The 12958-nt window shown below is 74.9% G+C and carries 13 protein-coding genes; 6 read left to right on the forward strand and 7 right to left on the reverse strand.

Annotated elements, in window-relative coordinates; all coding sequences use genetic code 11:
- Position 1: 1 nt before the first annotated feature.
- From pelF to ABD981_RS28975, 4 genes are read left to right on the forward strand one after another with little or no spacing between them, the layout of a single operon-like run.
- Positions 2-1513, forward strand: a complete 1512-nt coding sequence (pelF, locus tag ABD981_RS28960) for a GT4 family glycosyltransferase PelF (protein WP_046908919.1) — start codon at positions 2-4, stop codon at positions 1511-1513.
- The gene (locus ABD981_RS28965) at positions 1510-2928 is read left to right on the forward strand and encodes a hypothetical protein (RefSeq protein WP_046908920.1); all 1419 of its coding nucleotides are present in this window, start codon (positions 1510-1512) and stop codon (positions 2926-2928) included. Before pelF ends, ABD981_RS28965 begins: the two co-directional genes overlap by 4 nt.
- A 10-nt stretch (positions 2929-2938) precedes the next feature.
- The gene (locus tag ABD981_RS28970; RefSeq protein WP_046908921.1) at positions 2939-3577 is read left to right on the forward strand and encodes a spherulation-specific family 4 protein; all 639 of its coding nucleotides are present in this window, start codon (positions 2939-2941) and stop codon (positions 3575-3577) included.
- Complete coding sequence (locus ABD981_RS28975; RefSeq protein ID WP_046908922.1) at positions 3574-4440, forward strand: endo alpha-1,4 polygalactosaminidase; 867 nt, start codon at positions 3574-3576, stop codon at positions 4438-4440. Before ABD981_RS28970 ends, ABD981_RS28975 begins: the two co-directional genes overlap by 4 nt.
- A 45-nt stretch (positions 4441-4485) precedes the next feature.
- Here the strand turns inward: ABD981_RS28975 and ABD981_RS28980 are convergent, their stop codons facing one another.
- Positions 4486-5250, reverse strand: a complete 765-nt coding sequence (locus ABD981_RS28980; protein WP_046908923.1) for an adenosylcobinamide-GDP ribazoletransferase — start codon at positions 5248-5250, stop codon at positions 4486-4488.
- A gap of 79 nt (positions 5251-5329) precedes the next feature.
- On the opposite strand from ABD981_RS28980, the gene ABD981_RS28985 reads away from it, so the two are divergent.
- The gene (locus ABD981_RS28985; protein ID WP_046908924.1) at positions 5330-6100 is read left to right on the forward strand and encodes a hypothetical protein; all 771 of its coding nucleotides are present in this window, start codon (positions 5330-5332) and stop codon (positions 6098-6100) included.
- On the opposite strand, the gene ABD981_RS28990 is transcribed toward ABD981_RS28985, so the two are convergent.
- The 4 genes from ABD981_RS28990 to ABD981_RS29005 form a co-directional block, all read right to left on the reverse strand.
- Entirely contained in the window at positions 6034-6777 is a 744-nt protein-coding gene (locus tag ABD981_RS28990) for a hypothetical protein (RefSeq protein WP_240495302.1), read from the reverse strand. The two genes, ABD981_RS28985 and ABD981_RS28990, sit on opposite strands and share 67 nt — an antisense overlap.
- A complete protein-coding gene (locus ABD981_RS28995; protein ID WP_046908925.1) occupies positions 6774-8534 on the reverse strand; it encodes a phosphatidylglycerol lysyltransferase domain-containing protein in 1761 nt (586 codons plus the stop codon). The genes ABD981_RS28990 and ABD981_RS28995 overlap by 4 nt, the downstream gene beginning before the upstream one ends.
- Positions 8535-8631: 97 nt before the next feature.
- Positions 8632-9729, reverse strand: a complete 1098-nt coding sequence (cobT, locus tag ABD981_RS29000) for a nicotinate-nucleotide--dimethylbenzimidazole phosphoribosyltransferase (protein ID WP_046908926.1) — start codon at positions 9727-9729, stop codon at positions 8632-8634.
- 190 nt (positions 9730-9919) lie between these two features.
- On the reverse strand, positions 9920-11122 hold the full coding sequence (locus ABD981_RS29005; RefSeq protein WP_046908927.1) for a bifunctional adenosylcobinamide kinase/adenosylcobinamide-phosphate guanylyltransferase: 1203 nt from the start codon (positions 11120-11122) through the stop codon (positions 9920-9922).
- An 80-nt stretch (positions 11123-11202) separates the two neighbouring features.
- Between ABD981_RS29005 and ABD981_RS29010 the strand changes: the two genes are divergently transcribed.
- Positions 11203-11409, forward strand: coding sequence for a hypothetical protein (locus tag ABD981_RS29010; RefSeq protein WP_046908928.1), 207 nt, complete (start codon positions 11203-11205; stop codon positions 11407-11409).
- A 65-nt stretch (positions 11410-11474) separates the two neighbouring features.
- On the opposite strand, the gene ABD981_RS29015 is transcribed toward ABD981_RS29010, so the two are convergent.
- Both ABD981_RS29015 and ABD981_RS29020 read right to left on the reverse strand, forming a co-directional pair.
- A complete protein-coding gene (locus ABD981_RS29015; protein ID WP_240495303.1) occupies positions 11475-12221 on the reverse strand; it encodes a class I SAM-dependent methyltransferase in 747 nt (248 codons plus the stop codon).
- Between the two features lie 50 nt (positions 12222-12271).
- Positions 12272-12874 carry a DUF3043 domain-containing protein gene (locus ABD981_RS29020; RefSeq protein ID WP_046908929.1) on the reverse strand — a complete coding sequence of 201 codons (603 nt, stop codon included), beginning with the start codon at positions 12872-12874 and terminating at the stop codon, positions 12272-12274.
- Positions 12875-12958: the final 84 nt, after the last annotated feature.

Consider the following 12958-nt stretch of genomic DNA (forward strand, 5'->3'; position numbering starts at 1 on the left):
CATGCCGAGCAGTGGCCGTCACGTCACCATGCTCACCGAAGGCACCTATCCACACGTGCACGGGGGCGTCAGCACCTGGTGCGACCAGCTCGTCCGCGGCATGCCCGAGGTCGACTTCCGCATCCTCGCCCTCACCGGCAGCGGCCGCGAACCCGTGACCTGGGAGCTGCCGCCGAACATCTCCGAGCACCGCTCCTTCCCGCTCTGGGGCACCCCGGAGCGGGGCGGGGCCCTTCGGGGCCGGGCACGCCGCCGCTTCCTCGACACCTACGAGCGCTTCCTGCTCTCGATCCTCGACCCCAGCGCGGGCTGCGACTTCGGCGAGGGCCTCTACGCCCTGGCCGAACTCGCCCGCCAGGGACGCCTGACCGCCGCCCTGCGCTCCGAGCGGGTGCTGCGCTCCCTCATGTGGATCTGGGCCATGCCACACCTGCCGACGGCCGTGGCCAGGCCCACCGTCCACGACGCCCTCACCGCCACCGACCTGCTCGAACACGCCCTGCGCCCGCTCGCCGCCCGGATACCCGGCGACCGCGTGGCGCACGCCGTCTCCAGCGGTCTCGCCACGCTGCCGGCGCTCGCCGCCCAGCACTTCGAAGGGGTGCCCTTCCTGCTCACCGAACACGGCATCTACCTCCGCGAGCGCTACCTCGGCTACCGCACCGAGGCCCAGCGCTGGCCGGTCAAGGCCCTCATGCTCGGCTTCTACCGCGAGCTCAACTCCCTCGGCTACCGCAAGGCCGACCTCATCACCCCCTGCAACCAGTACAACCGGCGCTGGGAGGAGCGCGGCGGCGCCCCCGCCGACCGCATCCGCACCGTCTACAACGGCGTCGACCCCGCCGCCTTCCCCTGGGCCGGGCCCGAACCGGAGACGCCCACCCTCAGCTGGGTCGGCCGGGTCGACCCGATCAAGGACCTGGAGACCCTGATCCGGGCGTACGCGATCGTCCGCGCCGAGATCCCCGAACTCCTGCTCCGGCTCTTCGGCCCCGTCCCGGCGGGCAACGAGGACTACCGCACCCGGCTGGAGAAGCTCGCCGCCGAACTCGGCGTCGCCGACGGGGTCGGCTTCGAGGGCCGCACCTCCGACGTCGCCGGGGCCTACGCGGCCGGCAACATCGTGATGCTCTCCTCGATCAGCGAGGGCTTCCCCTTCTCCCTCATCGAGGCCATGTCCTGCGGCCGGGCCACCGTCTCCACGGACGTCGGCGGGGTCCGCGAGGCCGTCGGCGACACCGGCCTGGTCGTCCCGCCCCGGGAACCGGCCGTGATGGCCGCGGCCGTCGCCGGACTCCTCCACGACGACACCCGGCGCGCCGCCCTGGCCCGGGACGCCCGGCAGCGCGTGGTCGACCGCTTCACCCTGCACCGCTCGGTCGACGGCTTCCGCCGGATCTACCTCGAACTCGCGGGCCGGCGGCCGACCGCGCCGCCCGCCGAGACCGGCGACTGGACCACCCGCCTCACCGACCCCTGGCGCGCCGAACTGCTGGGAGGTGCCCGGGCATGAGCGGCTCCCTCTGGCTGAAGCCCGGCACGACCGGGGACACCCTCCCGGTGATCCCCCGTCAGCGGACCACGCCCCCGCAGGGGCCCGCGGACCCCGCGGCGCCGGACCTGGCCGCCGACCCCCTGGACGAACTCGCCGCCCGACTGGACGACCTGGCCGCCGCCGCGGTCCACCCCGACGAGATAGCGGCGATCCTGGAATCCGACGGCATGACCGACGCGCACATCCGCCTCACCTACGGCCGCGACGACTCCTTCGCCCTCGCCGAGGACCTCTACGCCCGCGTCGAGCGCCGGCACGCCGCCCCCGAGGCCCCGCCCGCCGACCCCTGGCACACCGGGCTCGCCGGCTGCCTGCTGCGCGGCCTCGTCTTCGCCCTGCCCGGGCTCGCCTACGTGCTCGGCGCCCCGCTGCTGGCCACCGGACCGGGCCGGTACGGGCTGCCGCCCGGCACCGTGCCGCTGTTCGCCGGGGCGGTCACCGGCTGGGTCTGGAACCAGGCGCTGTCCCACCGCGCCTACACCTGGCTCGGCCTCGGCGACCGGCGGGCCGCCGCCCGCGCGCTGCTCACCGGCGCCCCGGCCGGAGCCCTCGCGGGCGCGGCCGTCGCCGTGGCCGCCGCGGGACCGGGCGAGGCCCCGGCGGCCCTGTTCGGGGCCGGCCAGGCGGTGTACCTGGGGGCCGCGACCGTGCTGCTCGTGCTGGGCCGCGAACGGGCCCTGCTGGGCGCGCTGCTGCCGCTCGCCGGAGCCGTCCCCGCGTTCCGCCACGACCTGCCGGACCCGCTCCGGATCGCCCTGCTGCTCGCCTCGCTCACGGCGACGGCGGTCTGCGCCGGGCGGGCGCTGCGGCCCGGACCGGGGGAGCGGCGCCCCGCCCGGGGCCGGGGCGGGCCGCCGTTCGCGGCCTCCGTCCCGTACGGCCTGTTCGGCCTGGGCAGCGGACTGCTCGTGCTCTACGCGGGGGCCGACGCGGTCATCGCGCTGACCCTCTCCATGGGCCCGGCCGAATGGCTGCTGCACCGCTTCCGCGGCGCGAGCCTCACCCGGCTGCGGCTGCTGACCACGGCCTACGAGTTCCGCCGGGCCGTCGCCGGCATGCTCGCCCGCTGCCTGGGCGCGTACCTGGGCGTGCTGGCCGCCCTGACCCTCACCGCCGCCGCGCTCTGGCCGGGCGCCGCGGCCGTCGGCCCCGGGCGGATCGGCTCGCTGCTCCTGGTGGGCGCGGTGCTGTGGCTGGGGCTGCTGATGCAGGCCTTCGGCGGGGTGGCGGGCGCCGCCTCGGTGTGCCTGCTGGCCGCGGGCGCGCAGACGCTGGTGCCGGCCGCGGGGCCGGTGGCGGCGGGCCTGGCGGCACTGGTGCTGTGCGTGCTCACGTGTGTCCTGCTGGTCCGACCGACCTCCCACCGCTTCTAGGGCCCGAACTGTGACTACCTCCTCCTGTTCCTCCCGCTCCTCCCTTCTCGTCCCCTTCTACGAGCACCCCGCCGACCGCCCCGAGGACTGGGCCGCCGTCGTGGCGGCGGCCCCCGCCCTCTACGGGGTCGTCCTCAACCCGGCGAGCGGCGCGGGCCGTTCCGCCGACCCGGCCTTCGCCGAGCTGGCGGGCCGGCTGCGGGCCGCCGGGGTGCGGGTCCTCGGCTACGCGGACACCGACTACGGGCGCCGCCCGCACGCCGAGGTCGTCTCCGACCTGGTGCGGCACCGCGACTGGTACGCGGCGGACGGCGCCTTCCTCGACCAGGTGCCGACGGAGCCCTCCGCGCTGCCGCACTACCGGCGCCTGGTCGTCTCGGCGCGGGCCGCCGGGCTGCGCACCCTGGTCCTGAACCACGGCGCCCACCCCGCCCCCGGCTACGAGGCCCTCGCCGACCTCCTGGTGACCTTCGAGGGCCCCTGGGACTCCTACCGGCACCTCGACCTGCCGGTCGCCGACCACTACTGCCACCTGGTGTACGCGGCCCCGGCGGACGTCCGCCCCGCGACCCCGGTGCACTGCGCGGTCCCGGGCACGGGCGCCCACCCCTGGGGCACCCTGCCGCACACCCTGGAGCCCACCCGATGAGACGCCCGCCGATCCTGCCGGCCCCGCGCGCCCTGCCGGTCCCGCCGCCCCCGCGCGCCCTGCCGGTCCTGTCGGCCGTGCTGGGCCTCCTGCTCCTCCTGACCGCCTGCACGGCCGCCCCGCCCGCCGAGCCCCGCCCCCGCTCCTCCGACCCGAAACCGGCCGCCCGCTGGCAGCCCCGCCCCGGCCTGGCCTGGCAGTGGCAGCTCAGCGGGCGACTGGACCCGTCCGTGGACGTCCCCGTCTACGACATCGACGGCTTCGACCACCCGGCGGCCACCGTCGCCGACCTGCACCGGCGGGGCCGCAAGGTGATCTGCTACCTCTCCACCGGCGCCTGGGAGGACTTCCGCCCGGACGCGGGACGCTTCCCGAAGGCCCTCCTCGGCAAGGGCAACGGCTGGCAGGGCGAGCGCTGGCTCGACATCCGCCGCACCGACCTGCTCGCCCCGCTGATGGCGGCCCGCCTGGACATGTGCCGGGCGAAGGGCTTCGACGCGGTCGAGCCGGACAACATGGACGGCTACCGCAACCCCACCGGCTTCCCCCTCACCGCCGCCGACCAGCTCCGCTACAACCGCCTGATCGCCCGCCTGGCCCACGACCGCGGCCTGGCCGTCGGCCTGAAGAACGACCTGGACCAGATCCCCGAGCTCCTGCCGGACTTCGACTTCGCGGTCAACGAGCAGTGCGCGCAGTACGAGGAGTGCGAGCTGCTGGCCCCCTTCGTGAAGGCCGGCAAGGCGGTGTTCCACGTCGAGTACGAGCGGGAGCCGGCCGAGTTCTGCCCGCGCACCCGCGGGCTCGGCCTCAGCTCGCTCCGGAAGGAGTACGACCTGGGGGCGTGGCGGCGGGCCTGCTGACGGGCGGTCACCGGACCAGGGGCGGCCCGGGCGGCACGCCGGGGCTCACCCCAGGGTGAGCGCCACCAGCGCCGCCGTCGCCGCCGTCTCCTCCACCGCGCCGAACACGTCCCCCGTCACCCCGCCGAAGCGCCGCACGCACCGCCGCAGCAGCAGTTCGGCGACGCCGAGGGCGGCGAGGGCGGCCAGCGGGAGGCGGAGGGCGTCGTACGGGGAGAAGAGGGCACCGGCCGCCGCGCAGAGGGCGAGCAGCAGGGCGGTGGTCAGGGCGGCGGGGCGGAGCGGGACGGTCGCGGCGACGACCGCGCCGAGGCCCTCGGGGCGGGCGGCCGGGACGCCGTGGCGGGAGGCGTGGGTGAGGGCGAGGCGGGCGGTGGTGGCGGCGAGGACGGCGGCGGCCGCGCCGGTGGCCCAGCCCTCGGCGTAGAGCTCGTGGAGCGCGGCGACCTGGGCCAGCAGGGCGAAGAGGACGGCGATCACGCCGAAGGGGCCGATGTCGGACTGCTTCATGATGCGCAGCGCGTCCTCGGCGGGCTTGGCGCTGCCGAGGCCGTCGGCGGTGTCGGCGAGCCCGTCGAGGTGGAGGCCGCGGGTCATCAGCGCCGGGACGGCGACCGTGAGGACGGCGGCCAGCAGCGGACCCGCGCCGAGCAGCAGGAACAGCCCGCCCACCGCGGCCGCGCACAGACCGACGACGAGGCCCGCGAGCGGGGCGCAGAGCATCCCGGCGCGGGCCGCGTCGCGGTCCCAGCGGGTGATGCGGGCGGGGAGCACCGTGAGGGTGCCGAAGGCGAAACGCAGGCCGTCCATCCGCGGAAGGGTAGTGCCACGCGCCCGGACGCTAAATTGGCCATAGGGTACGAAAGCGGCCAATCGGCAGAGGGGTGGCATGGGTCACTGGTTCTCGCGCAACATCGTCGAACCCGGGAAGCTCCCGCTGTTCCTCGCCCTGACCTCCTTCGTGCTGACCTTCGCGGTCACCCGGACGGTCACCCGGCTCATCCGGGCCGGCAAGGGCCCGTTCCGCAACGTCTCCTCCGGCGGGCTGCACATCCACCACGTGGTGCCGGGCGTGGTGCTGACCGTCCTCGGCGGCTTCGGGGCGGTCGCCAGCGGGCGGGAGGGGGTGGGGGCGGCCGTCTTCGCGGTGCTCTTCGGGGTCGGCGCGGGGCTCGTCCTGGACGAGTTCGCGCTGATCCTGCACCTGGACGACGTCTACTGGTCGGACGACGGCCGCAAGAGCGTCGAGGTCGTCGTCCTCACCGCGGCCCTGGTGCTGCTCACCCTGGCCGGCTTCTCCCCGCTGGGCGTGGACGACATGTCTGCGGAGGAGCGCCAGGACCGGGCCTCGTTCCTCCTGACCCTCGCGGTGAACTTCCTCTTCGTCCTGGTCACCCTGGTGAAGGGGAAGTTCCGGATGGCCGTGCTCGGCACCCTGGTGCCGTTCGTCGCGATCGTCGGCGCGGTCCGCCTGGCCCGCCCCGGCTCCTGGTGGTCCCGGCACCTCTACGCCCGGCGCCACCGGGCCCGGGCCCGCTCCCGGATCCGCGCCTACCGGCACGACAAGCGCTGGACCCGGGTGCGCCGCAGGGCTCAGGACCTGATCGGCGGCTTCCAGGAGCGCGTCCCCGGGCGGGGCTCCGCGCCGCCGCCGCGCTGACCCCGCTCCCGCCACCGCTGGAAGGCGATGACCGCGAGGACCGCGGCGATGGCGGCGATGTGCTCCTTGCCGGCCAGGTTGTTCTTGATCAGCACCTCGACGACCATCGCCACGACCACCAGCGTCCCGGTCCACCGGGCCCGGTAGCGCCAGCACACGTACACCGCGAGGCCGACCACCGCCGCCGAAGGGCCGGTGTCCACCACCCGTGCGTCGGAGGCGGGCAGCCCCAGCGGGCCGTCCGGGCCGAGCGCGATGCCGACCCGGGCGTACAGCGTGCCGGCCAGCGTCGCCGCGTACGCGACGAGCAGCGTCCGCCACCGGCCGAGGCAGATCTCGGCGATCCCGAAGACCAGCAGGACCTGTGCCAGCGCGCCCCACACCGGCAGGTCGAGCGCCGGGACGAAGAGCGAGAGCGGGGTCCGCAGCAGGGCCAGGACCAGCGGGTCCTCGGCCCGCACCGAGCCGATGTCCTGGACCGGCTGGTAGCCCCAGTCCTGGTTCTGCACGATCTGGAAGACGGAGGTGAGGCACACCGCCGCCAGGGTCATGGGGATCGCCCGCCACCTGCGGGCGACGAGCGCCGTCCGCACGGTCGTGTACAGCGGCCCCCACTCCCGTATGGCGAAGTCCTTCAGGGACCCGCGCGCCCCCCGTGCGCCGCGCGATCCCCTCAACGCCGTCCCTCCAGGTGCTTGCGGTGCAGCCACTTGGGCAGACCGGGGGCCTCCAGGAAGCCCTCGGCGCGTCCGGCGGCGAGGCCGATGCGCAGCAGGTCGGCGCTCTTCTCGAAGAGCATGAAGCGGGGCTCCCAGATCGGTCGGTACTTGGCGTTGGCGCGGTACAGCGACTCGATCTGCCACCAGCGGGAGAAGAAGCTGAGCAGCGAACGCCACATGCGCAGCACGGGTCCCGCCCCGAGCTTCGAGCCGCGTTCGAAGACGGACCGGAACATCGCGAAGTTCAGCGAGACCTGAGTGATCCCGATCTCCTTCGCGCGCTGGAGGAGCTCGATCACCATGAACTCCATCAGGCCGTTCTCGGAGTCCCGGTCGCGGCGCATCAGGTCGAGGGAGAGGCCCTTCGGCCCCCAGGGCACGAAGGACAGCACGGCGCGCAGCTCGCCCGACTCGTCGGAGCACTCCAGCATCACGCAGCGGCCGTCCCTGGGGTCGCCGAGGCGCCCGAGCGCCATCGAGAAGCCGCGTTCGGTGGCCCCGTCGCGCCAGTCGTCGGCCTTGCGGAGCAGCTCGTCCATCTCGTCGGCCGGGATGTCCTCGTGGCGCCGGATGCGGACCTCGTAGCCGGCCCGCTTGACCCGGTTGAAGGCCTGCCGGACGGTGCGCATGGCCCGCCCGTCGAGGGTGAACTCGTCGGTCTCCACGATGGCCTCGTCGCCCAGCTCCAGGGCGTCCAGGCCGTGCCGGGCGTAGATGGTGCCGGCCTCCTCGCTCGCGCCCATCACGGCCGGGATCCAGCCGTGCTCGCGGGCCTCGGCCAGCCAGGGCTCGATGGCCCCGGGCCAGGCCTCCGGGTCGCCGATCGGGTCACCGGAGGCGAGCGAGACCCCGCCGACCACCCGGTAGGCGATGGCGGCCTTCTCGCTGGGCGACCAGATGACGCTCTTCTCGCGGCGCAGTGCGAAGTAGCCGAGCGAGTCCCGGTCCCCCTGCTTGTCGAGCAGCGCCCGCAGCCGGTCCTCGTCCTCCTCGGTGAGCGGGTCGACGGCCCGCCGGGAGCGGAAGGCGGCGAACAGCACGGCGAAGAGCAGCAGCGTCGACATGATGTTGATGACCACGTCCACCCAGCCCGGGGTGGCGATCGCGGCGTAGGCCGAGTCGTCCGAGGCCAGGGTGATCAGCCGCATCACGCCGTACTTCCAGCGCTCCAGGAAGGTGGAGTGGCCGGCCGCGGTGTTGGTGACGGTCACCAGGACCGCGGCGAGCAGCGAGGTGACCAGCAGCCCGCCGACCGCCACGGCCGCCGCGAGCAGCGGGTTGGAGCGGTCGCCCTTCGCGTAGAACTCCTTGCGGCCGAGCAGCAGGGAGACGAAGAAGGCGGCGGTCAGGACCAGCGAGACCCAGTTCTGGGCGTGCTGGCGGATCTCCGGGAAGATCATCACCAGCGCGAAGAGCAGCAGGAAGAGCCCGCTCAGGACCAGGTTGAGGATCCACGCCGCCCGCTTGCGGCGGCGCATGGTGATCGCCAGGAAGAGGGTGAAGACGCCGGACGCGAAGCCGGCGGTGAGCATGTACGGGGTGAAGTAGTTGTCCTCGTTGTGCCGGCGCAGGTCCTGGCCGAACGAGACCCACACGGCGCTCAGGAAATTGATGAACGTGACGGCCCGCAGGTACCAGACGGCGAACGCGGCGCTGCGCCGCGAACGGACCGTGGTCCGGGGCGCTTCTTCGGTGGACAAACGGACCTCTCCCATGAAAAGCGATCATATGGGGCATCACCCTGCATGGCTGGGCGCCGGATGCGACCGTCCGCACGTGGCGGAACGGCCCCATCCGGGCCCGTGATCCGGCTCAGCCCGTCTCGTCCGCCACCACGGCGGTGTCATCCACCGGCGTGGTCTCCGCCACCGGAGTGGTCACCTCCGGCAGCTCCGCGGCCAGCGCCGCGGCGGCCCGGACGAGGGGGAGAGCGAGCAGCGCCCCGGTTCCCTCGCCCACAGTGACGCCGTGGTCGAGCAGAGGGTTGAGCGACATCCGGTCCAGCGCCTTCGCCTGCGCCGGCTCCCCGCTCACCTGGCCCGCCAGCCACCAGTCCGGCGCCCGGAACGCCGCCCGCTGCGCCACCAGCGCACAGGCCGCGCCCACCACGCCGTCCAGGATGACCGGCAGCCGCCGGACCGAGGCCTGCAGCAGGAAACCGGTCATCGCCGCCAGATCGGGCCCGCCGACCGCCGCGAGCAGCTCCAGCTGGTCGCCCAGCACCGGCCGGGCCCGGCGCAGCGCGTCCCGGACCGCCGCGCACTTGCGCATCCACGCGAGGTCGTCGATCCCGGCGCCGCCCCGGCCGGTCACCACGGAGGCGTCCGTCCCGCACAGCGCGGCGATCAGCGTCGAGGCGGGGGTCGTGCCGCCCACGCTCAGGTCCCCGAGCACCACCAGATCGGTGCCGGAGTCGGCCTCCTCGTCGGCGATCGCGATGCCCAGCTCCAGGGCCGCCCGGGTCTCGTCGAGGGACTGCGCGTTCTCGATGTCGATCCGGCCCGTGCCGCGCCGCACCCGGTGCCGGGTCACCTCGGCCGGCAGCAGCTCCGGATCGCAGTCCAGACCCGCGTCCACCACGCGCACCGGCACCCGCTGGGTCCGGGCCAGCACCGCCACCGGGCTCGCCCCGTCGAGCACCGCGCGCACCAGTTCGCACCCGCCGCCGGCGGCCCGCCCGGACACGTCCAGCGCGGCCACCCCGTGGTCGCCCGCGAAGAGCACCACCTTCGGCTGCTCCACCGGCCGCGGCGGCACCGCGCCCTGTGCCGCCGACAGCCACTCGCCCAGCTCGTCGAGCCGCCCGAGCGCACCGGGACGGACGCTCAGCCGCTCCCTGCGCTCCTCGGCGTCACGCCGTATCCCCCCGTCGGGGCGCTCGATCAGATCGGAGAAGTCGTCGAGGTTCAAGGTTCGTTCCGCCTAGTGACGTCAATACGCTCGTGGGCATGGCCGTAGGACGTTCGAACCCTACCCGGGGCCCCGGGCCGTGTCCGTCACGTGCCGCCGGCCCGCGGCGGCGGCCCGGGGGGCTTCCGGATCATGCCGGGCCCGCGACGCCCGGCCCCGGGTGCCGATCCCGCCCGCCCGCGGCGGCGGCCTACCCGCGCAGCACCAGCGCCTGACCCGCGACCACCAGCAGCACCTGCTCGCACTCGTCGGCGAAGGCCGCGTTGAGCCGCCCCAGCTCGTCGCGGAAGCGGCGCCCCGAGGCCGTCGCCGGGACCACGCCCGAACCCACCTCGTTCGTCACCGCCACGACCGTCCGGGGCGTCGCCCGCACCGCCGCCACCAGCTCGGCGACCCGCTCCGCCAGGGCCTCCCGGCCCCCGGCCGCCCACCGCTCGTCGTCCCACGCCCCGACCCGGTCCATGGCGTCCGTCAGCCACAGCGACAGACAGTCGACCAGCAGCGCCGGGCCCTCCCCGGCGAGCAGCGGCACGAGGTCGGTGGTCTCGGCGGTACGCCAGGAGCCCGGCCGCCGGTCCCGGTGCAGCCCCACCCGCTGCGCCCACTCCGGGTCGCCCTCACGCGTCCCGCCGGTCGCCACGTACAGCACCTCGGGGAAGGTCTCCAGGCGCCGCTCGGCCTCCACGGACTTCCCCGACCGGGCGCCGCCCGTCACCAGGGTCCGCCGGGGCACGTCCGGCACCGCGTGGTACTCGCCGACGTACAGCGTCGTCCCGTCCGGCACCGCACGGGCCCCCGCCGCCGCGAGCCGCCGGTCCAGCTCGGCTCCGGCGGGCGCGTCGTGGTCCAGGTGCGCGGCGATCACGTCCGTGCCCGGCCCGACCGCCCCGATCGCGCGCAGCCGGGCGAGCCCGTCCGGGCGGCCCGTCACGTCCGCGACCACCATGTCGTACGGGGGCCGGTGGTCGTCCGGCAGCCCGGCCGCCGCCCCGCCCGGCGGCAGGTAGAGCAGCCGCTCGCCCTCCGCCGAGGTCACCTCGTACCCGGTGCCCGGCGAGTCCATCGAGACCGCCCGCACCCGGTGCCCGCTGATCAGCGTCAGCTCCCGCCCGTCCGGCACCCGCCCCGCCGTCGGCAGCCCCGCGGGCAGCTCCACGGCCGGACCGTCGTGCGGATGCGTGAGCAGCACCTGGCGCACCCCGACCAGCGAGTGCCCCGACCGGGCCGCGGCCAGCGCGGCCCCCGGGGTCAGATCCAGCAGCAGCGCCCCGTCCACGAGCAGCGAGGTCGCCGCCCGCGCGCGCTCCCCGCGGGACAGCGCGCACACCGCGCAGGGGCAGTCGGGGCGGGGGAGTCCGAGGGGTGCGCCGGTGCCGAGCAGAGTCAGTTCCACCCTCAGATCCTCCCGCGTCACCGCAAGCGGTGCGCGCCCGGCTACGCTGCGGGCAGGAAACCGATCATCCGGAGGCTGGCATGGCATGGACGTGGCGGTTCGAGAAGTCCGACGGCACTGAGGTCGCACCGGCGGTGACCCCCGAGGAGTTCCCCACCCAGGGCGACGCGGAATCCTGGATCGGTGAGAACTGGCGCGACCTGCTCGACGGCGGCGCGGACCAGGTGACGCTCTCCGAGGACGGGGCGAAGATCTACGGCCCGATGCCGCTCGACGCGGAGGGCTAGGACGCCCGGAGCGTCCGAGGACGGGGTGCGGGCCCGGGGCCCGCACCCCGGAGCACCCGGTGGGCTCAGCCCCGAACGCCGCAGAGGTGCAGCAGTCCCGCGATGCGCCGGTAAGGATCCGTGCGCGAGGCCCGGTCCTCGGCGGTGAGCAGGCGCTCCAGCTCGTCCGCGGCCGGTAGGCCCTCGTCGCCGGGGATGCCGTCGGTGAAGACCCGCACGCCGTACCAGGCGTGCAGCGGCGCCGCGATCCCGGCGAGGGTCGAGGTCAGCGCGTCGAGCCGGTCGGCCCGCACCTTCGTGCCGTTGCGGTCGGTGTACACGTCCGACTCGAAGGCGTCGAGCGCGCCCGTCCAGTCCCCGGCCAGGCCCGGCCGCATGGCCAGCGCCTCCGCGTTGCGGACCACCAGGGAGAGCAGGCCGCCGGGGGCCAGCATGCGGGCCAGGCCCGCGAGCAGCGCGTCCGGCTCGTCGGCGTACATCAGCACACCGTGGCAGAGGACGACGTCGAAGCTGCCGGGCAGGAAGTGCACCCCGGTCTCGCGCCCGTCGCCCTCGATCAGCCGGACCCGCTCGCGGATCCCGGCCGGTTCGGTCGCCAGCGACTCGCGGGCGGCCTTCAACAGCTCGGGGTCGGCCTCCAGGCCGGTCACGGTGTGCCCGGCCCGGGCCAGGCGCAGGGCCTGGGTTCCCTGGCCCATGCCCGCGTCGAGGATCCGCAGCCGCTGCCCCACGGGGTAGCGGCCGGCTATCTGCTCGTCGAGCTGGCGCGCGATCAACTCCTGGCGGACGGTGTCACGCAGTCCGCCCGGCACGACCGGCCAGTGGGCGACGACGGGCAGCGCCGAACCGGAGCCGTCCGCGCTCAGGGCCGCTCTCCGCGCTTGACCTGCGGCTTCGGCAGCCGCAGCCGGCGCATCTGGAGCGTGCGCATCAGGCCGTACGCGACGGCGCCGCGCTTCGACTCGTTCGGGAAGCGCGCGTTCAGCTGCTTGCGCAGCCGGAACACGATGCCGATCGAGTCGATGACGATCATCACGATCACACCGGCCCACAGGACCAGGGAGATGGTCTGCAGCTGGGGCGCCTTGCTGCCGAACAGCGACAGCACGAGGATGACCACGGCCATCGGCAGGAAGAACTCGGCGACCGCGAAGCGCGAGTCGACGAAGTCACGCACGAAGCGCCGGACCGGGCCCTTGTCGCGGGCCGGCAGATAACGCTCGTCGCCGCTGGCCAGCGCCTCGCGCTGCTTGACCATGTCCACACGGCGCGCCTCGCGCTGCCGCTTGGCGGCTTCCTTGCGGTCCAACGGCGCGGACTGCGCGCGCCGGCGCTGGGTCTGGGCCTCACTCCGCTTCGGGGTCGGGCGGCCCTTGGGGGCCTCGGGGTCGCGGGGCTGCTTGGAGAGGTCCGCCGTCACCTTCTCGGTGGGGGCCTTCTCATCCTTCGAACGGCTACGGAACACAAGGCCAAGGGTACGGGGTGCCGCGCATGGACCCCAGCGCCGGTGGGAACGATCCGCTAACGGCCTGCGTCCCTGGGCAGGGGA

It is taken from the genome of Streptomyces showdoensis, from assembly GCF_039535475.1.
GTDB classification, from domain to species: Bacteria; Actinomycetota; Actinomycetes; order Streptomycetales; family Streptomycetaceae; genus Streptomyces; species Streptomyces showdoensis.